The following is an 18,497-nucleotide window of genomic DNA, read 5'->3' on the forward strand; positions in this document are numbered from 1 at the left end:
AGGTGACCGGTTTCACTGTCGGCCGGGCGTCACGATCTCGTCCAGCACCCTGAGCACCGCCTCGTAGGCGAGAGCCCGGACCCGGGCCTCACGCGCCGCCTCCGCATCGGCCTGTGCGAGGTCGGCGCCCCGGGCCCGCCAGGCCAGCTGTTCCTCCCGGGCGCAGGCCCTGGCCCGCTGGATGCGCCGCAACAGTTCATCCGAGTCCACGACATCGGTCATGTACTTCACGTACCCCGCACAGGCGGGTCGATTGCTCCCTGCCCGAGAGGTTTGGCCGCCGCCGAGACGGCCAGCCGAAAAGGAGACGACCAATGACCAGTCGGCAACTGTCAGGGGAGCGAAGGGATGCGTACGAACGACTCGACCGACCGCACGGACGTGGCGGAGGGCCCGTTCCGGTGCGAAGGACCCGAGCAGTGCCGACCGGCAGATGTCCGCAGTGCCGTGCGCCGTGCGGTGAGCGGGTGGCGGGGTGCCACCGGCTGCTCGTGCGACGAGGAGGCTCTCGCGGACGCGCTGCTCGTCGCCTCGGAACTCACGACCAACGCCATCCTCCACGGCGGCGGCGTCACCGACTTCGACGTCGACGTGGACGGGCGGGCCGTACGCGTCTCCGTCAGCGACCGCAGCGACCGCAGCGACCGGCTGCCGGTCAGCGCCGACCCGCCCGACGCCGACGGGCGATGGCGCACCGGTGGCCGCGGCTGGCCGATCGTCTGCCGGCTGGCCCGCGACGTCCGGGTGGCCGACCTGCCCTCCGGGGGCAAGCGCATCACCGCCGTCGTCCCCGTGTTCTGACCGCAGCCGCGCCGCGACCGGACCGGGCCGGCGACCGGGACCCCGTGAAACGCCTTTCCCGCAGGCGGAGTTTGGTCCTCCAGGGGCCGGGCAGACGGAGGTTCGTGCTTCGGACCGGAGGCGCGCCGACGGGAGTGGTGTGTCCGCTCCGGGGCGCTGCACGCGCCCCGGCCGGCAGGAAGCCCGCCCGTCGCCAATCCCTGACACCACCGTTCAGGAGCGATTCCGTATGCCCATCGACATGTCGACAAACCGTTCCGACGCGTCCGCGCCCACCGCTGTACCCACGCCCACCGCCGCGTCCACTCCCGCCACCGCACAGCTGCGACGCACTCACGACGACGCCCCCGACACCGCGAGCCGGTTCGCGCGCCTCGTCACCCTGGAGGAGGGGCCCGAGCGGGACGCCGTGCGCGGCGAGATCGTCACCGCCTGGCTGCCCATGGCGCACCGGATCGCCGGCCGCTTTCGCGACCGCGGCGAGGCGATCGAGGACCTGCGGCAGGTGGCGGCCCTCGGACTGGTGAAGGCCGTCGACCGCTTCGACCCCGACCGCGGGGCCTTCGAGAGCTACGCCGTGCCCACCATCACCGGGGAGATCAAGCGGCACTTCCGGGACCGCATGTGGGCGCTGCGGGTGCCGCGCCGGGTGCAGGAACTGCGCAACAAGGTGCGTCTCGCCCGCCGGGAACTGACCCAGAACCCGGGCGCGGCCGAGCCCTCGGTCGCCGACATCGCCGCTCATGCCGGGCTCACCGAGGACGAGGTGAGCGCCGGGCTGGAGGCACTGGAGAGCTTCAGCACCCTGTCGCTGGACGCCGAACTCCCGGCCGGCGACGACGGCTACAGCCTCGCCGACACCCTCGGCGACCCCGACTCCTCCTTCGACGTCGTGGTCGACCGCGAGTCGGCGAAGGAAAGCCTGCGCCGACTGCCGGAACGCGAGCGCGCCATCCTCTACATGCGCTTCTTCGAGGACATGACGCAGAGCAGGATCGCCGACCGGTTGGGCATCTCCCAGATGCACGTCTCCCGGCTCATCAGCCGCAGCTGCGAGCGGGTGCGGCAGGAGGCGCTGCGCTGAGCACCCCCCAGCGCCCGTGCTTCCCACCTTGCGATTCCCACCTGGCGACCCGACGGAGACCCCATGACCGCGGCTGCATCCGGAACAGCGGACGAGGACCCGGAGCGTATCGAACGAGAGCAAGCCGAACTGGAGCGCCTGCGTGCCGAAGTGCGCGACCTGCGCGCCCGGTCCCGCGCCCACCCGCTGATCTCCCAGGCACAGGGCATGCTCCAGGAGCGCTACGCCCTGCCCGACGCCGACGGCGCGTTCACGCTCATGCGGCAGGTCTCGCAGCGGTTCAACGTCAAGATGCGCACCCTGGCCGGGATCCTCGTGACGACGCCTCGTCCGGACGGACGGACCGCGCTGTGGTTCCCCCGCCGCGTTCGCAGACCCGAGCCCGCCCTCGGCCTGCTGCCGGACGACCCGGCGGGCGGCCGCAGTCGCGGCGCGGTGCTCGGCGCCGTGCTGGACCGCACGCTCGCCGTGGTCGGCACCGGCATGGGCAACGTGCAGACGGTCGACCGGGTCCGGGGCGGCCTGCGCATCGAACGGCACACCGGCCTCACGCAGGACTTCGTCGACTTCTTCGAGCACGTCGGAGAGACGGGCACATCCTGTGCCAAGGCCGCCCGCGATCTCGCGCAGGTCACCGTACGGGACGTGGCCGGTGACCCGGTGTTCACCGAGCCGGCCCGGGCGGCCATCCTCGCCGCCGGCAGCGAGGCCTGCCACAGCGTGCCCCTGACCTCGGCGACCGGCCTGTGCGTCGGCATGGTCTCGGCCCACGCCGACCACTGCCTGCCCGAGCTCAGCCCTTCCCAGCTGAAGACCCTGGACGCCCTCGGCGCCGAGGCCGGCCGCTGGCTCGCCTGGCATGAACGCACGGTCCTCCTGGACGCGCTGGAGTACCTGCACGCCCTCGGCAGGGTCCGGGGCGCCCGCAGGCCGGGGGCGTGAAGGCCACGGGCGCCGGGCCGGGTGTGTCCGGTCCGGGCCGGGGCATTCGACATCGGCGAGGTTCGGGCACGGTTGGAGGAGGTCGGATGAACACCAGCGCTCTGGCGCACAGCGGCCGCGCCGAGGCGGAGCGGGCGGCGCGGGGGTCGATGACGAAGGGCGCCGCCAAGGCCGGGCTCACCGCCCGTGGCGTGATCTATCTGCTGGTCGGAGCACTGGCCCTGCAGATCGCCTTCGGCCACGGCACACAGCAGGCCGACCGCCAGGGAGCCCTCGGCGAGATCTCGGAGAAGCCCTTCGGCGCCGTACTGCTGTGGGCGCTGGGCGTCGGGCTGGTCGGAATGGCGCTGTGGCGGCTGTCCGAAGCCGTCTTCGGCGCGGCCGGGCCCGACGGCCGCAGGGCCAGGAAGCGGCTGCTGGCAGTCGTCCGGTGCGTCTTCTACTCCTTCGTCGCCTACTCCGTCCTCGTCTTCGCCGCCGGATCGGGCGGCGGACGAGGCTCGGGCGGTGGGACCGGTTCCGGCGGCGGAGGCGGGTCGAGCGACGAGCAGTCCCGGGACGTCACCGCCCGGGCGCTCGACCTGCCCGCCGGGCAGTGGATCGTGGGGGCGGCGGGCGCCGGGATCGTCGTCGCGGGCGTGTGGATCGCGGCCCGGGCCGTCCCGCGGACCTACCGGGAGGACCTGCGGCTGGGCGAGATGTCGCCGGGCGTGCGCCGACTGGTGGACGTCACCGGCGTGGGCGGCGGCGCGGCCCGCGGCCTGGTGTTCGCCGCCGCGGGCGCGTTCGCCGTACGGGCCGCCGTCGACTACCGCCCGACCAGGGCGAAGGGGCTCGACGACACGCTCCGCTCGTTCGCCGGCACCCCCGTCGGACCGGGCCTGCTGGCCTGCGTCGCCGCCGGACTCGTGCTCTTCGGGCTGTTCTCCCTTGCGATGGCCCGCTGGCGAAACGTCTGATGTCCGCGTGGGTGGGAACACGGAGCAGATGAACGAACCAGAGTTCCCGCCCGACGGACAGCCCGTGGACATGTACCTCGACCTGTTGCGCGTCCGCATGGACAGCGAGGACTACCAGCTCCTGCTGCAGGTCGTCGCACCCGCGCTGCGCGCCCTCGACCAACAGCCACCGGGGAGTCTCGACTTCGCCCTGGACCCGGACGACACCCGGCATCTGCCCCAGGAGGTCCGCGACGAGGCCGCGCTGGTCATCGCCACCGCGGTCACCGGCCGACTGGACAACCAGCTGGTGGAGATCCATGTCGACGGAACCGGCCCGGTCCGGGTGGTCACCGACGCGGCCACCGCGTCCGACCCCACCCGCCTCGCCGAGATCGCCGGCTGCATCCGCCAACGCCAGAAGGACACCGACGAGCTGCGGGGCATCGCGGCCGCGAGCGGTATGTCCACGGAGTTCTGAACTCCCCGCCGGGGGCGGCACCGCCACCGCCCGCACGCTCACTTCGGCGGCGCCACCGGCGCCCCGAGCGGGCGGGCGAGGCCGACCACCGCCTCGTCCAGGCGCTGAAGGTGCCGCAGCACGCGGTCGGTCACCCGGCCGTAGCGCGGTGTCCCCGGCACCCCCGGCTTCAGCAGCGCGGCGATGCTCGGCCCGGTCAGCACCTCGGCGGTGCTTCGTTCCTGCGCGACGCGGGCGGCGATCGCCCCGATGTTGTGCAGGATGCGCTGCCCGGCCCGGCGCAGCCGCGGGTCCGCCGCGATCGACGGATGCGTCGGCAGCAGTTCGGCCGTGGCCGCCAGGGACCTGGCGTGGTAGGCACAGGTCTCCAGCAGCGCGACGACATAGCGGGCGGTGTCCCGGCGGGTCCGCAGCGGCGTCACCGGATGCGTCAGGGGCTGCGTGGCGGCCCGCAGGTCGGCCAGCGCCTGGTCCAGATCCCGGGCCCGGTCCAGCAGGTCGGCCGGGGGACCGCCGCTCAGTTGCTCCAGGGCCGCCTCGGTGACGTCCGTCAGCCGGTCCAGCACGGTCGTCAGCAGCTCGTTCGTCCGCCGGTCGGTGCGCACCGGCAGCACCACCGCCGCCGCGACGATTCCACAGGCCGCGCCCAGCGCCGTCTCCTCCACCCGCAGCACCAGCACCGACAGGCTGTAGGTGTGCAGCAGCGTGTACAGCACCCCCAGCGCCGCCGTCACGAAGAACGACATCAGCGTGTACGACAGCGGCGCGGTGTAGAACATCGCGAACACGCAGAGCAGCACCACCGCGAACGCCGTCCAGGTGTGATGCCCGACCAGCCCCGCCAGCACGATGCCCGCGACCACGCCGAGCACGGTGCCCAGCAGCCGCCGGTAGCCCTTGACCAGGATCTCCCCCGTGGAGCCGGTGTTCAGGAACACGATCCAGCAGGTGAGCACCGCCCAGTACCAGCGGTGCGAGGACAGCAGCTCACCGCCGACGATGGCCAGCGACGACCCGACGGAGACCTGTACGGCGGCCCGGGTGGTCGGCCGCCGCAGCCCCCTGGCCCCTTGAGCCGCCTCCTTGTCCTCCTCGGCTCCGCCGATCGCGGCGTCCTCCGCGTCCAGCTCCTCACGGGAGCGGGCCGTCTCGGGACTGTCGTCGGACTCGTCCTGGGGCCCGTCGAGCGCGATCCGCAGCCCCAGCACCGCGCGGGCCGCCTCGCCGACACCCCGGAAGACGTCCTGCACGGGCGGTGACGCCTTCGGCAGGTTCTCCTCCTCCCGGTACCCGAGCAGCCGGTTGCGCACCAGCGCCGGCCCGGTGCCCGCATTCTGCGCGACGGGGTGCCGTACGAGCAGTTGCAGGGCCGGCAGCTCGCGCCGCAGGGTGTCCAGGGCCTCGTCCCGCACCGGCAGCGGGCCGGCGTGCGGCAGCGGCGCGCCCGGCAGGTGCAGGGTCAGCGTGTCGGCCCGCTCGGCGCTACGGGCCGTCAGCAGAAGCAGGCCCAGCCGTTCGGCGGCGATCTCGGCGTCTGCGATCCGGCGCTGCACCAGCCGGGCCGCCGCCTCGTCCGGGGTGCCCTCCTCCAGCCGGCCCTGGATCATCATGGCCGTGTCGTGCAGCCGGGCGGTGCCCTCGCGCAGCCGGGCGAGAGCCTTGTCGATGTCGTCGGGGCCGGCGTCGAGGAGTTCGAGCTGGGCGTCGAGCAACTGGGCGAGCCGCGCCCGGAAAGCCTGCCGCAGCCGCTGCAGGATCCCGGTCGGGGTCTGGGGCACCAGCACGAAGCGCGCCACCGCGCTGCACGCGAAAGCGACGGCGATCACCCCGTAGTACCCCGGCAGGGTCGACGTCCCGACGCCGACGAACAGCGACAGGAAGTACACCTGGAACCCGATCAGCCCGAGCGCCGTGCCCCGCTCGCCGAACCGGCGGCCGTAGACCGCGCAGAAGATCAGGGCGACGAAGAAGACGTCACCGGCCACCACCCGGGAGCTGAGCAGCGCCGCCAGCGACACCGAGGCCAGCGCCACCGGCAGGCCCAGCGCCAGCGTCACCGCCTGCCGGCCGCGCTGCTGCTCCCGGACGGCGAACGTGGCGACCATCGCGGCGATGGCCCCCGCCACCAGATGCGAGACATCCGCACCCAGCAGCGAGAGCACCGCCAGCGTCAGGGCGATCGCGCCGACCGTCCGCAGCCCGGCCGCCAGCCGCAGCAGCCCGGGATCGGATGCCGCGACCCGATCCCGCCACCGCGCACCGAACGACCGGGCCGCCGCCCGTACGCCGCCGTGCTCTGCCGCCGGCCTCAGCGCCCGTGTCATGTCCCCGGCCGGGCGCGCGCCGCCTGGCCCGCACGCTCGCACGCTCCGTCACGCTCGGCTTCGCCCGAGCGGGGGGACCCCCGTGACGCCGCACGATGATCCGGCCGGGGACATGGCACAGGCTCTCACTCCTCGTCGGGGCCGGAGCCCTCGAGGTGCGCCCGCACCTGGTCGGGCGTCAGATAGCTGTCCGTGTACTCGAAGTCCTTCAGCTTCGCCGCCCGGCGCGCCTGGAAACCGGTGCGCACGAAATCGTCGCCCGCGATCGCGTTGAGCGTCCAGTTCGTCAGCACCCGGGCCTTGGCCACGCCCGTGCGCAGCGCGCCCCAGTGGTAGCCGCGGGCCACGGCCTGCGCGGGCAGCCCCTTCAGCGGGATGCCGAGCGGCTTGGAGACGGCGTCGGTGCCGCCGAGGTCCACGACCAGCCCGAGGTCCTTGTGCACATACGGCCGCATCGCCTGGCCCCGCAGCGTCGCGATCACGTTGTCGGCGACCACCTTGCCCTGCCGCATCGCGTGCTGCGCGGTCGGCGGACAGACCGCGCTCTCGTCCTCCTTGGCCCTGTCGGGTACGGCGGCGGCGTCCCCGAGGGCGAACACCCCGTCGTTCCCGGGCAGGTTCATCTCCGCTTCGACGGCGAGCCGCCCGCGGACCGTCTCCGCGCCCAGCGTCGCGATCAGCGGGCTGGCCACGACGCCCGCCGTCCAGATGAGGGTCCGGGTCGGGACGACCCGCCCGTCGGTGAAGGTGACCTCCTGCGGGCCCGCCTTGGCGATGGACACCCCCAGCGAGATGTCGATGCCCCGCTTGCGCAGTACTTCCTGGGCGCTGTGGCCGAGCTTGTCGCCGAGCTCGGGCATCAGCTTCGGGGCGATGTCGATCAGATGCCACTTGATCAGGCTCTGGTCCAGCCTGGGGTACCGCTTGACCGCGTTGTGCGTGAGCATCTGCAGACAGGCGGCGGTCTCGGTGCCCGCGTAACCGCCGCCCACCACCACGAACTGCAGCCGGGAGGCCCGCTCGACGGGGTCGTGGCTGGCGTCGGCGAGGTCGAGCTGCGAGATGACGTGATCGCGGACGTACGCGGCCTCGGCGAGCGACTTCATGCCGAAGGCGTGGTCGGTCAGCCCCGGGATGTCGAAGGTGCGGGTGACGCTGCCGGGAGCCAGCACGATGTAGTCGTACGGCTCGTTGACGATCTCGTCGGTGATGGTCTTGATGACGCAGACCTTCGACTTGAGGTCCACGCCGATCGCGCCGCCCGGAATGATCCGTGTGCGGTACTTCTTGCTGCGGCGCAACGACACGGCGATCGACTGGGGAGTCAGCACCCCGGAGGCGACCTGTGGCAGCAGCGGCAGATAGAGCTGGTAGGCGAACGGTGTCACCAAAGTGACGTCGGCCTCCGCGGCGGCGAGTTTGCGTTCCAGACGCCGAACGCACCCCACTCCCGCGAAGCCCGCGCCCACCACCAGGATCCTGGGTCGTGTCACGATGTCCATCCCTTTCTGCGGCTCCAGGCGGTCTGCCCCGACCTCATGCGCGTGCCCCGCCCGCGGGCCCCTCGCACCTCGTCGATCCCACCGCGACCGGACCGGTTCCGCCAGCCGGGCGAGGCATGCAGACGAACGTTTCTCCTGAGGCCACCGTCGTACCCGCCGAACGGCCCCTGTACGCCCCCACCTTTCGGGCAGGCCGACGTCCCTGGCAAGTGCCGGTCCGGAGAACGGACGGGGCACGGGCCGACTCGGGCCCGTGCCCCGTCCTGGCGGACGCCTCTTCTCGCTCTGTGCGGCGCGCGCCTTGCTCAGTCCTGGCGGTCTTGGGGCGGCGACGGCCGGTCGACGAGGGCCAGGGCCTCCTCGACCTCGGCCGAGACGGGAACCGTGAGACTGACGCCGGTGAGATCCAGGACCCGGCGGACGGCGGGCCTGGGGTTGATCACGTGCACGCTCCCCGGCAGGCCGCGAGCCTCCTGGTACACCCGCAGAATGATGTTCATGCCGGACGAGTCCATGAACGGGACCGCCGAGAGGTCGATGAGGAAGTGCCGTCGGCCGTGATGGAGCTGGTTGGCCAGATGCGCCTGGAACTCGGTCGCGGTGTCGAGGTCGAGATGGCCTTCGACCGTGACCAGGGCGACGTCCTCACGGGGCAGGGTGACCTCGACGGACAGGGGGTTCTGGGCGATGGACACGGATACCTCCGAAAGCAGACGGTCGTGGGCGCCGGGCTCGGTCCGAGCCCGGCGGCGATGCGGGCCTCAGACGAGGTCGGCCCCCAGCAGGCCGGCCCGTAGGCGCCGCACCATGCGGCTGAGCAGCCGCGACACGTGCATCTGGGAGATGCCGAGCTCCTGGCCGATCTCCGCCTGCGTGCGCTCCTCGACGAACCGCAGATGGATGATCTGCCGTTCCCGCTCGTCGAGTTCGGCGATGAGCGGAGCCAACGAGTGGAAGTCCTCGACCAGTTCCAGCGCCGGCTCCTCCGCGCCGATGAAGTCGGCCAGCACCGACTCGCCGTCCGCGCCGCCGTCGGAGGTGAGCGCCGCGTCGAGGGAGGCGGAGGTGTAGCAGTTGGACGCCTTGCGCGCCTCGATGACCTCCTCCTCCGACAGCGACATCAGCTGCGACAGCTCACGCGTCGTGGGCGCCCGGCCCAGCCGCGACTGCAACTCCTCGGTCGCCTTGGCCAGTTCGACCCGCGCCTCCTGAAGTCGGCGCGGCACGTGCACCGCCCAGCTGGTGTCCCGGAAGAAACGCTTGATCTCGCCGACGATGTACGGCACGGCGAACGAGGTGAACTCGACCTCACGGGACAGCTCGAACCGGTCGATGGCCTTGATCAGCCCGATCGTGCCGACCTGGACGATGTCCTCCATCGAGTCGCCCCGGCCGCGGAAGCGCGAGGCCGCGTACCGCACGAGCGACAGGTTCATCTCGATCAGGGTGTTGCGCACGTACTGGTACTCGTGTGTGCCCTCCTCCACGACGGCCAGCCGGTCGAAGAAGCGGCGCGACAGCTCCCGCGCGTCCTTCGGGCTCACCTCGGTGGGTATCTCGATGAGCGGAACCCCTCCGCGCGGGTCCTCGATGCCCGCCTGCTGTGCCGTGGCCGTCGTTGCCTGTGCCGTCACGGCATCCATGCCGCTCACTCCGTTCGTCGAGCCGGTCGATGACGCAGTCCGTCTGCCCCTGCATCCGCGTCTCATGCCGAACACATTCCGAATGCGGCTGCCGCGGCAGGGTAATTGGTGCTGTGGGGCGCGAGAAGGGAGCAGTGTGACCATCGACGGAATCTGGTCGTACGCGCCGGGCAGCGGCTCTGTCGAGGGGCAGGACCTGACCGGCTACGCCGTCGTGACCACCGACGGCACCCTCGGACATGTGGAACGTGAGGCCGGCCCGCACGGCATGCGGCACCTGGTCGTCGACACGGGCGTCTGGCTGTTCGGCAGGAGCGCCGTCGTCCCGGTGGGCGTCGTGACGCGCGTCGACCACGCGGGCCGCAAGGTCTCCCTGGCCTGTACCGGGGACGAGGTCAAGGAAGCACCCCGCTTCCGCACCGACAGCGAGACGACGGATCCGGCGTACCTCGCCGCCGTCGGCGACCACTACCGCCGACTGACCCCGCGCGGGACGACGCCGGCGTGAGAGAGGAGGAACTCGCGTCTGCCGGGCCGGCCACCGGTCCGGCGGCGCCGGTGACGACCGCCGCGTCCGCCCGGGCCCACGCCCGCTCGGTGGTGGCCGCCCGCTGGGACCCGTCGGTGCGGCCGGCCCAAGAGGCGGATGTCATCGATCTGCTGCTGGTCGTCTCGGAACTGGTGGCCAACGCGCTGCGGCACGGCGGTGGACTCGCCGGGTTCGAGATGACCCCCCTGGACGACGGGATCCGACTGGCCGTGCACGACCACAGCGAGAACCTGCCCGCCGCGGCGTGCGGAGCGGACGCGGCACCGGCCGGACACCGCACGGGCGGCTACGGCTGGCCCCTGGTCGTCCGACTGGCCCGGGACGTCACCGTCGAGAAACGGCCGACGGGAGGCAAGACGATCACCGTGTTCGTGCCGATCCGGCCCACCGGCTGACGGGACCTACCGGGCTGACGGGCGCCCGTCACCGCCGTCACCAGGGCAGAAACACGTGGATGTCCTTCCCCTCGCCCCGGCCCATCTCGTTCGGCACCACGCTGACCTGGCTGCAGAGGGTCTGCACCAGATACCAGCCGATGCCACCGCCCCCGCTGTCGGGATGGAACGGCCGGGGCGCGGGCGGCGCGCTGTTGGTGTCGTGGACCGTGACGTGCACGCCGTCGAACGTGCGGCGAAGGTGCAGTTCGAAGGGGCCAGGAGCGTACTGGACCGCATTGGCGGCCAGCTCCGCCACGATCAGCACGATGTCGTGCCAGCACTCCGGCGCCGTGGGCGGCGAGGCCCGCGCCAGCTCGTCGAGGAACTCCTCCGCGGCCAGCCGCGCACCCGTCACATCCTGCGGTTCACCCGCGAAACGGGCCGTACGGCTCGGAATCGCCCAGGAGGACAATGCGTCGTTACCACGCGGCTCGGTTGCCATGTCGTCTGTGCGGCCCCGCTGCTGCCGGGACCGTCGTCCTTTCTCGTACGGCTCTCAGGCTTCGCCCCCTTCAGGGTTCCCGGGCCCGCACAGGCTACGCGTCCGCCACCCGTCGGCCTACGACCGCGGCGGCCCACGCGGGGCCGCCCGCCGTCCACGCGCTGTGACTCAGCGGAAGACGTCGTCCGCGTCGTCCCAGCTCAGCACCTCCTCCGGCGCGCTCTGCCGGGGCAGACGCGCCCGCGCCTGGTACATCGCCTCGATCTCCGCCGCGTAGTGCGCCACGATCGAGTCACGGCGCAGCTTCATCGAGGGCGTCAGCAGACCGTTGGTCTGGTCGAACGGCTGCGGCAGGATACGGAACGCCCGGATCGACTCCGAACGGGACACCGCGCTGTTCGCCGCGGCCACCGCCCGCCCGATCTCCTCCCGCAGGGCGTTCTCCTCACGGGCCTCCCGGCTCTGCGTGTCGCCGTACAGCGTGAGGCGGCCGCGCCAGTGCGCCAGGAAATCGGGGTCCAGGGTGATCAGCGCTCCCACGCAGGGCCGGTTGTCGCCCACGACCACCGCCTGGTGCACGAGCGGATGCATCCGCAGCCGCTGCTCCAGCGCGGTCGGCGCCACGCTCTTGCCGCTGCTGGTGATGATGACGTCCTTCTTGCGCCCCGTGATCGTGAGATAGCCGTCCGAGTCCAGGAACCCGAGATCGCCCGTGGCCAGCCAGCCGCCCCACAGCGCGGCCCGCGTCGCGGTGTCGTCGCCCACATAGCCCTGGAACACCGACGGGCCGCGCACCAGGATCTCCCCGTCGTCCGCCACCCGGATCTCCGTGCCCGGCAGGGCCTGACCCACGGTGCCCGACTTCTCCCGGCCCAGCGGCTGCATGGTGATCCCGCCGCCGGTCTCGGTCAGGCCGTACCCGTCGTGCACATAGATGCCGATGCCCTCGTAGAACAGGGACAGGTCGCGGTGGAGCGGGGAGCCGCCCGACGTGGCGCGGTGGACGCGACCGCCCAGCGCGGCCCGGAGTCTGCGGTACACCGTCCGTTCGAAGAGGGCGTGCTGGAACCGCAGGTCGAAACCGGGCCCCGAGCCGCGGCCCAGCCGCTGCCGTTCCACGGCCGCCGCGAAATTGCGGGCCGTCTCCGCCGCCCGCTCGAACAGCGCCCCCCGGCCCGATTCCTGGGCCGCCCGCAGGAAGTTCTTGTAGATCTTCTCGAACACCGACGGGACCGCGTACAGATACGTCGGACGGAAGGTGCGCAGCGACTCCGACAGCGCGTCCGCGCCGAGATCGGGCTCGTGACCCATCAGGATGCCGCCGCGCAGACAGAGGCCCTGGATCATCAGCCCGTACACGTGGGAGAACGGCAGAAAGGCCAGGACGCTCGGCTGCTCACCCGCGGGCGCGGCCGTGTGCCCCCAGCCGGCCAGCAGCGTGTCGCAGGGGCTTGCCAGACTGCGGTGGCTCAGCGCGCAGCCCAGCGGCCGGCCCGAGGTGCCGGAGGTGTAGGCGATCACCGCGGTGGAGTCGGGCAGCACGATCCGGCGCAGCGAGTCCACCGTGGTCCCCGGCACCAACTCGCCGCGCCGCCCGAGTTCTTCCAGCGCACCCGCGTCCAACTGCCAGACGTGCCGCAGCGCGGGCAGGGCCGCGCACACCGATCCCACGGTCATGACGCTCTGTTCGTCCTCGACGACCACGCCCACACACCGGGCGTCCCGCAGGATCCACTCGACCTGCTCGCGCGAGGACGTCGGATAGACGGGGACGACCTCGGCTCCCACCGCCCACAGCGCATGGCAGAGCACCGTCCACTCGTACCGGGTGCGCGCCATGATCGCCACGCGGTGACCGGGCTTGATCCCGGACGCCACGAACCCCTTGGCGAGGTCGACCACCTCGTCCCGCAGTTCGACGGCCGTGACCTCCTGCCAGCCGGCGGAGGCGGCGTCCGGGCGACGGGAGAGCACCGGGAACGTGGGGGTACGGGCGGCTGTCTCGAAAACGCTGTCGGCGAGCCCTCCGGTCAGGGGCGGGACGGTGCGGGGAGCGAGGGCGAAGTCGCGCATGCGCTGCTCCTGTGACGTGTACGGGCTGTGACACCGCCGACGGGAACCGTTATCGACGGTGGTCGAATCTAGCCCAGGCGGGTCCGGTTGTGGCCTGGAACGAATAAGTAATCCGCCTTGATGATCTCGACGGGGCGGATCGCCTCAGGCCTGGGTGTGCCGCACGCACGTCGTGACGACCTCGCGCAGACTTCCCGTGCGCTCCCACACCTCCCGCTGGATCCGCGAACCGTTGCCGACCTTCAGCAGTTCGGCACAGGACGCCCGGGCCCGCTCCAGGTCCCCGCTGTCCGCCAGCGCATCCTCGACATGCGCCAGCAGAGCCCGTACGACCGTCTCGGCGCGGGTGCGCCGCATGGTCGCCGGGTGCAGCAGATCCGCGCTCAGCCCCGAGCGGGCGGCGCGCCAGCCGGCCAGCCGCAGCAGGCTCACACTGTGGTCCAGCGGATCGAGGCCGGCCTCCCACTCCCGGGCGGCCGTCTCGACGAGCCCCCGCACCAGCGTGGCGATCAGCACGGCGGTGTCCGCGTGCAGACAGACGTCCGCCACCCGCACCTCCACCGTCGGATAACGCGCCGACAGCCGGGCGTCGAAGTAGACCATGGCCTCGTCGAGGATCGTGCCCGTGGCCACCATGTCCGCCACCCGCCCGTGGTAGCGCTCCGCCGAACCGAACAGCTCGGTCGGACCCGCCGACGGCCAGCGCTGCCACACCCGGCTGCGATAACTGCTGTAGTCCGTCTCCTTGCCCTGCCAGAACGGCGAGTTGGCACTCAGCGCCGCCAGCACCGACAGCCAGGGCCGGATCCGGTCGATGACCGCGACCCCCTCCTCGTCGGAGCCGACGGAGACATGGACGTGACATCCGCACACGATCTGTTCACGGGTCGCGATGCCGTACTGATCCGCCATCCACTGGTAGCGCCGTCCCCTGCTGACGGAGGGGCGCACCGCGAGCGGCGACGTGGCCAGCGCGGCGACCGCGCACCCCGTCTCCTGCGCGTGCCGTGCCGCCTCCCCGCGGATCCGCACGATCTCCGCGCCGAGCTCGCCCATGCCCGTCTGCGGGTGGGTGGCGAACTCGAGCATCTGGTTGTGCAGTTCCTTCTGGAAGACCGGCGGCTGCTCCGCCTCCTCGCACCGCGAGGCGCGGGCGAGGACGGCGGCGGACAGGGCCTGCGGCTCCCCGGTCTCCGGGTCGACCAGGAGGAGTTCCTCCTCCACTCCGACGGTGCGCACGGGATGCGGCCTTTCTCTGCGGCCTTCGTAGGAGGGTGGTACGCACCCGACTGCCCCGTCCGGTCCTGTTCACACGGACGAAGGCGTCAGCCACACCGTGGCCAGGGGCGGCAGCGTCAGCCGGAGCTCCTCCCGCTCGGGTACGACCGGGGCGGCACCGACGACACCGCTGCCGCCGTAGCGCTCGGCGTCGGTGTTCAGCAGCTCCCGCCAGGCCGGGACGTCGCCGGGGACGGCGAGCGGGTAGTCGTGGCGCACGACGGGGGAGAAGTTGCTGACGGCGAGGAGCGGCGCGCCCTGGGCGTCGTGGCGCAGGAACGCGAACACGTTGTCGTCCGCGGCGTCGCCGACCACCCACCGGAACCCGGCCGGATCGGTGTCGCGCTCCCACAGGGCGGGCGTGGCCCGGTAGACCGCGTTGAGATCACGCACCAGGTCCTGTACCCCCCGGTGGTCGCCCGCGGACGCGTACCCCGGATCCAGCAGCCACCACTCGGGGCCGTGCTCCTGCGACCACTCCGCGCCCTGGGCGAACTCCTGCCCCATGAAGAGCAGTTGTTTGCCCGGATGGGCCCACATGAAGCCCAGGTAGGCGCGGTGGTTGGCCCGCCGCTGCCACCAGTCGCCGGGCATCTTCGACACCAGCGCCTGCTTGCCGTGGACGACCTCGTCGTGCGAGATCGGCAGGACGTAGTTCTCGCTGTAGGCGTACACCATCGAGAAGGTCATCTCGTTGTGGTGGTACTTGCGGTGCACCGGCTCCTTGGCGATGTACTGCAGTGAGTCGTGCATCCAGCCCATGTTCCACTTCAGCCCGAACCCCAGACCGCCGCTGTCGGTCGGCCGGGTCACCCCGTCCCAGGCGGTGGACTCCTCGGCGATCGTCACGACCCCCGGATTGCGCCGGTACACCGTCGCGTTCATCTCCTGCAGGAACGCCATCGCGGCCAGGTCCTCCCGGCCGCCGAACACGTTCGGCGACCACTGCCCGCAGTCCCGCGAGTAGTCGAGATAGAGCATCGAGGCGACGGCGTCCACCCGCAGCCCGTCGACATGGAACTCCTCGCACCAGTAAGTGGCGTTCGCCACGAGGAAGTTGCGTACCTCGATGCGCCCGAAGTCGAACTCGAGCGTCCCCCAGTCCGGATGCTCGGCCCGCCGCGAGTCCCCGGGCTCGTAGAGCGGATCCCCGTCGAACCGCGCCAACGCCCAGTCGTCCTTGGGGAAGTGTGCCGGCACCCAGTCCACGATCACGCCGATTCCGGCCCGGTGCAGGGCGTCCACCAGGAACTTGAAGTCGTCCGGCGTGCCGAGCCGCGAGGCCGGCGCGTAGAAACCGGTGACCTGGTACCCCCAGGAACCCGCGAACGGATGCTGGGCGACCGGCATGAACTCCACATGGGTGAAGCCGAGGTCGCTGACGTACGGCGGCAGCTCCTCGGCCAGCTGACGAAACGTCAGCCCTGGCCGCCAGGAGGGGAGATGGACCTCGTACACGGAGAACGGAGCCACATGCACGGGAACGTCGCCCCGGTGCGCCATCCACTCCTGGTCCGCCCACTCGTAGTGCGAGGCGTGCACGATCGACGCGGTGTCCGGCGGCACCTCCGCGCACCGGGCCATCGGATCGGCCTTGAGGAAGCGGTGGCCGTAGCGGGAGGTGATCTCGAACTTGTACCGGGCGCCCTCGCCGATCCCGGGCAGGAAAAGCTCCCACACGCCGGACGAACCCAGGGACCGCATCGGGAACGCGGTCCCGTCCCAGCAGCAGAAGTCCCCGGCGACCCGCACGCCCCGGGCGTTCGGCGCCCACACCGTGAACCGGGTGCCGATCACCCCCTGGTGGGCCATCGGCTCCGCGCCGAGCGCCTTCCACAACTCCTCGTGGCGCCCCTCACGGATGAGATGCAGATCGAGATCGCCGAGAGCCGGCAGGAAACGGTACGGGTCGTCCACCTTTTGCTCGACACCCTCGTACGACACCAGCAGCGTGTACGCGGGCACCGCGTCGAGCGGCAGGACGACGGCGAACAGCCCGTCGCCCTCGGAGACCAGCGGGGTGGGGTCGCCGTCGATCACGACGCTCACGGCGTCCGCGAAGGGCCGCAGCACCCGGAAGAGGATCCCGCCCGGCACCGGGTGCGCGCCCAGCAGCGCGTGCGGATCGTGGTGGGCGCCTGAGAGCAGTCGCCCACGGTCGCCGGCGTCGAGCGCGGGCGCCGTGCGCGGGCGGGGGCCGGCCGACTCGGGCGGAGAGATGTCACGCAGGGCCACAGGGGTCAGCCTCCTCGGACGGCGAGTCGCTCGATCGCCGCCATGGGTACGGGCAGCCAGTCGGGACGGTTACGGGCCTCGTACAGCACTTCGTACACGGCTCGGTCCGTCTCGTAGGCACGCAACAGGGCATGTTTCTTACGGGGGTCCCAGCCCGCGCGGGCCGCATAGCCCGCGCAGTAGGCCTCCCGGCAACGGCGCGCCCACTCCGGCCGCCACGGGCGGCGCTGGCGGGCGGCGTAGTCGAACGAGCGCAGCATCCCGGCGATGTCCCGGACCGGGGAGTGGGCGCTGCGCCGCTCGGCCAGCGGACGCGACGGCTCGCCCTCGAAGTCGATGACGAACCAGTCCCGTCCGGCGCGCAGGACCTGCCCGAGGTGCAGGTCGCCGTGGATGCGCTGGGCGGGCGGGCCGGCATCGCACACGGACAGCGCGCCGAAGGCGGTGGTCAGGCCCGGGACGAACGGGCGCAGCGCCGGCACATGGTGCGCGGCCGCCTCCAGCCGCTCGGTCATCGCCGCCGCCGTCCGTCCGTCCTCGGCGTCGGGACCGGCCGGAAGCGCAGCGGCCAGCGCGAGGTGGACGTCCGCCGTGGCCCGCCCCAGTTCCTCGGCCTCCGCCGTGAAGCCCTCCCCGCGGGCGAGGGCCCGCAGCGCGAGTGTCCAGCCGTCGGAGGCGTCGGGCAGGAACGGCTGGAGCACGCCGAGCGTCGCCTCCTGCGGATGCGTCGTCCGGAACCAGGCCACGGGCGCGGGCACCCGCCCGCACCCCTGCCCGGCCAGCGCGACCGGCACCTCCAGATCGGGGTTCACCCCCGGCTGGATCCGCCGGAAGATCTTCAGGATGAACGCGTCCCCGTACACCAGCGAGGTGTTGGACTGCTCGGCCTCCAGCAGCCGCGGCGCCAGCCCCGGAGGCAGCGACACACACGGGGCCGACTCGAAGCACAGCGGGCCCAGCGTGCCGGGATGCCGCATCCGCTCCAGAAGCAGATGCGCCGACCGGGGGTCCTGCAACGCGTCATGGACCGTCAGCCCCGCCATCGGCCCTTCCTCCACCCTGCCGATCAGCGCACGGCCCAGCCGAGGCGACAGATGCTCCTGGACGCCGAGGAGCAGCTGATAGCAGTCACCGGCCGGGGGAGTACCGCCGGGCGTCGGGACGCCCGACTGATCGGCGTGCACGAGCAGATGCAGACAGCCCGGATACAGCTCGGTCATCGACAGCATGCGCAGGTCGGTGAGGGGCCGGTCCTTGCCGGCGAACCAGCGCTGGCGCGGCAGCCACTCGCACAGCAGCGCGGCGAGCGGCCCGCCGGAGCGGACGCCGCTCGCGCTGCCGGGGCGCAGGGGTGCGGTCTTCGTCACGGTGACCCATCCTTTCCTCGGCGCACGCTCACGGGCGGCGGCCGATCCGGGACGCGGCTCTGGTGAGCCGGAACCAGTAGAAGCCGTGGCCCGCGAGGGTGAGCAGGTAGGGCAGTTCACCGATGGCGGGGAAACGGACTCCGCCGAACAGCTCGACGGGATGGCGGCCGTCGAACCGGCGCAGGTCGAGCTCCGTGGGCTGGGCGAAGCGCGAGAAGTTGTGCACGCACAGCACCAGGTCGTCCTCGTATTCGCGCAGGAACGCCAGGACGGCCGGGTTGGAGGACTGCAGTTCGGTGTAGGTCCCGAGGCCGAAGGCGGGGTTCTGCTTCCGGATCTCGATCATCCGCCGGGTCCAGTGCAGCAGCGACGACGGCGACGACATCGACGCCTCGACGTT

The 18,497-nt window shown here is 72.0% G+C and carries 18 protein-coding genes; 7 read left to right on the forward strand and 11 right to left on the reverse strand.

Annotated features, from left to right (window positions below; genetic code table 11):
- Positions 1-12 precede the first annotated feature (12 nt).
- Complete coding sequence (locus tag ACZ5SK_RS34800) at positions 13-222, reverse strand: hypothetical protein (RefSeq protein ID WP_319344394.1); 210 nt, start codon at positions 220-222, stop codon at positions 13-15.
- Positions 223-348: 126 nt separating this feature from the next.
- On the opposite strand from ACZ5SK_RS34800, the gene ACZ5SK_RS34805 reads away from it, so the two are divergent.
- From ACZ5SK_RS34805 to ACZ5SK_RS34825, 5 genes are all read left to right on the forward strand, one after another.
- Positions 349-801, forward strand: coding sequence for an ATP-binding protein (locus ACZ5SK_RS34805; protein ID WP_334582286.1), 453 nt, complete (start codon positions 349-351; stop codon positions 799-801).
- A gap of 229 nt (positions 802-1,030) precedes the next feature.
- Positions 1,031-1,885, forward strand: a complete 855-nt coding sequence (locus tag ACZ5SK_RS34810; protein ID WP_443041368.1) for a SigB/SigF/SigG family RNA polymerase sigma factor — start codon at positions 1,031-1,033, stop codon at positions 1,883-1,885.
- A gap of 63 nt (positions 1,886-1,948) precedes the next feature.
- Positions 1,949-2,827 carry an ANTAR domain-containing protein gene (locus tag ACZ5SK_RS34815; protein WP_334582284.1) on the forward strand — a complete coding sequence of 293 codons (879 nt, stop codon included), beginning with the start codon at positions 1,949-1,951 and terminating at the stop codon, positions 2,825-2,827.
- An 86-nt stretch (positions 2,828-2,913) separates the two neighbouring features.
- Entirely contained in the window at positions 2,914-3,786 is an 873-nt protein-coding gene (locus ACZ5SK_RS34820; protein ID WP_468576904.1) for a DUF1206 domain-containing protein, read from the forward strand.
- A gap of 28 nt (positions 3,787-3,814) precedes the next feature.
- Positions 3,815-4,246 carry a hypothetical protein gene (locus ACZ5SK_RS34825; protein ID WP_079657621.1) on the forward strand — a complete coding sequence of 144 codons (432 nt, stop codon included), beginning with the start codon at positions 3,815-3,817 and terminating at the stop codon, positions 4,244-4,246.
- A gap of 38 nt (positions 4,247-4,284) precedes the next feature.
- On the opposite strand, the gene ACZ5SK_RS34830 is transcribed toward ACZ5SK_RS34825, so the two are convergent.
- The 4 genes from ACZ5SK_RS34830 to ACZ5SK_RS34845 form a co-directional block, all read right to left on the reverse strand.
- Complete coding sequence (locus tag ACZ5SK_RS34830; RefSeq protein WP_334582282.1) at positions 4,285-6,570, reverse strand: FUSC family protein; 2,286 nt, start codon at positions 6,568-6,570, stop codon at positions 4,285-4,287.
- Positions 6,571-6,695: 125 nt separating this feature from the next.
- Complete coding sequence (locus ACZ5SK_RS34835; protein ID WP_468576907.1) at positions 6,696-8,072, reverse strand: NAD(P)/FAD-dependent oxidoreductase; 1,377 nt, start codon at positions 8,070-8,072, stop codon at positions 6,696-6,698.
- A 305-nt stretch (positions 8,073-8,377) separates the two neighbouring features.
- Positions 8,378-8,767, reverse strand: coding sequence for an STAS domain-containing protein (locus ACZ5SK_RS34840; RefSeq protein ID WP_334582280.1), 390 nt, complete (start codon positions 8,765-8,767; stop codon positions 8,378-8,380).
- Positions 8,768-8,833: 66 nt separating this feature from the next.
- Complete coding sequence (locus ACZ5SK_RS34845; protein WP_334582279.1) at positions 8,834-9,715, reverse strand: RNA polymerase sigma factor SigF; 882 nt, start codon at positions 9,713-9,715, stop codon at positions 8,834-8,836.
- Positions 9,716-9,851: 136 nt separating this feature from the next.
- On the opposite strand from ACZ5SK_RS34845, the gene ACZ5SK_RS34850 reads away from it, so the two are divergent.
- Positions 9,852-10,223 carry a PRC-barrel domain containing protein gene (locus tag ACZ5SK_RS34850; protein ID WP_319671930.1) on the forward strand — a complete coding sequence of 124 codons (372 nt, stop codon included), beginning with the start codon at positions 9,852-9,854 and terminating at the stop codon, positions 10,221-10,223.
- Complete coding sequence (locus ACZ5SK_RS34855) at positions 10,220-10,660, forward strand: ATP-binding protein (protein WP_334582278.1); 441 nt, start codon at positions 10,220-10,222, stop codon at positions 10,658-10,660. Before ACZ5SK_RS34850 ends, ACZ5SK_RS34855 begins: the two co-directional genes overlap by 4 nt.
- Before the next feature lie 37 nt (positions 10,661-10,697).
- Here ACZ5SK_RS34855 and ACZ5SK_RS34860 read toward each other — a convergent pair whose 3' ends face one another.
- The 6 genes from ACZ5SK_RS34860 to ACZ5SK_RS34885 all read right to left on the reverse strand — a co-directional run.
- The gene (locus ACZ5SK_RS34860) at positions 10,698-11,144 is read right to left on the reverse strand and encodes an ATP-binding protein (RefSeq protein WP_334582277.1); all 447 of its coding nucleotides are present in this window, start codon (positions 11,142-11,144) and stop codon (positions 10,698-10,700) included.
- Between the two features lie 168 nt (positions 11,145-11,312).
- Positions 11,313-13,217, reverse strand: a complete 1,905-nt coding sequence (locus tag ACZ5SK_RS34865; RefSeq protein WP_334582276.1) for an AMP-dependent synthetase/ligase — start codon at positions 13,215-13,217, stop codon at positions 11,313-11,315.
- 144 nt (positions 13,218-13,361) lie between these two features.
- Entirely contained in the window at positions 13,362-14,456 is a 1,095-nt protein-coding gene (locus tag ACZ5SK_RS34870; protein WP_334582275.1) for a glutamate--cysteine ligase 2, read from the reverse strand.
- Between the two features lie 69 nt (positions 14,457-14,525).
- Complete coding sequence (glgB, locus tag ACZ5SK_RS34875; protein ID WP_334582274.1) at positions 14,526-16,730, reverse strand: 1,4-alpha-glucan branching enzyme; 2,205 nt, start codon at positions 16,728-16,730, stop codon at positions 14,526-14,528.
- Positions 16,731-16,735: 5 nt separating this feature from the next.
- Positions 16,736-18,097, reverse strand: coding sequence for a maltokinase N-terminal cap-like domain-containing protein (locus tag ACZ5SK_RS34880; protein WP_334582273.1), 1,362 nt, complete (start codon positions 18,095-18,097; stop codon positions 16,736-16,738).
- 28 nt (positions 18,098-18,125) lie between these two features.
- Positions 18,126-18,497: alpha-glucosidase C-terminal domain-containing protein (locus ACZ5SK_RS34885; protein ID WP_468576910.1), on the reverse strand; the 372-nt coding region annotated here is incomplete at its 5' end.

This window comes from Streptomyces sp. NPDC031474, from assembly GCF_055581185.1.

What these genes read in the sequence shown, in the direction of transcription:
- ACZ5SK_RS34800 (WP_319344394.1), bottom strand. Translation starts at nt 222, where the DNA reads ATGACCGATGTCGTGGACTCGGATGAACTGTTGCGGCGCATCCAGCGG.
- ACZ5SK_RS34805 (WP_334582286.1), top strand. Translation starts at nt 349, where the DNA reads ATGCGTACGAACGACTCGACCGACCGCACGGACGTGGCGGAGGGCCCG.
- ACZ5SK_RS34810 (WP_443041368.1), top strand. Translation starts at nt 1,031, where the DNA reads ATGCCCATCGACATGTCGACAAACCGTTCCGACGCGTCCGCGCCCACC.
- ACZ5SK_RS34815 (WP_334582284.1), top strand. Translation starts at nt 1,949, where the DNA reads ATGACCGCGGCTGCATCCGGAACAGCGGACGAGGACCCGGAGCGTATC.
- ACZ5SK_RS34820 (WP_468576904.1), top strand. Translation starts at nt 2,914, where the DNA reads ATGAACACCAGCGCTCTGGCGCACAGCGGCCGCGCCGAGGCGGAGCGG.
- ACZ5SK_RS34825 (WP_079657621.1), top strand. Translation starts at nt 3,815, where the DNA reads ATGAACGAACCAGAGTTCCCGCCCGACGGACAGCCCGTGGACATGTAC.
- ACZ5SK_RS34830 (WP_334582282.1), bottom strand. Translation starts at nt 6,570, where the DNA reads ATGACACGGGCGCTGAGGCCGGCGGCAGAGCACGGCGGCGTACGGGCG.
- ACZ5SK_RS34835 (WP_468576907.1), bottom strand. Translation starts at nt 8,072, where the DNA reads ATGGACATCGTGACACGACCCAGGATCCTGGTGGTGGGCGCGGGCTTC.
- ACZ5SK_RS34845 (WP_334582279.1), bottom strand. Translation starts at nt 9,715, where the DNA reads ATGGATGCCGTGACGGCACAGGCAACGACGGCCACGGCACAGCAGGCG.
- ACZ5SK_RS34860 (WP_334582277.1), bottom strand. Translation starts at nt 11,144, where the DNA reads ATGGCAACCGAGCCGCGTGGTAACGACGCATTGTCCTCCTGGGCGATT.
- ACZ5SK_RS34865 (WP_334582276.1), bottom strand. Translation starts at nt 13,217, where the DNA reads ATGCGCGACTTCGCCCTCGCTCCCCGCACCGTCCCGCCCCTGACCGGA.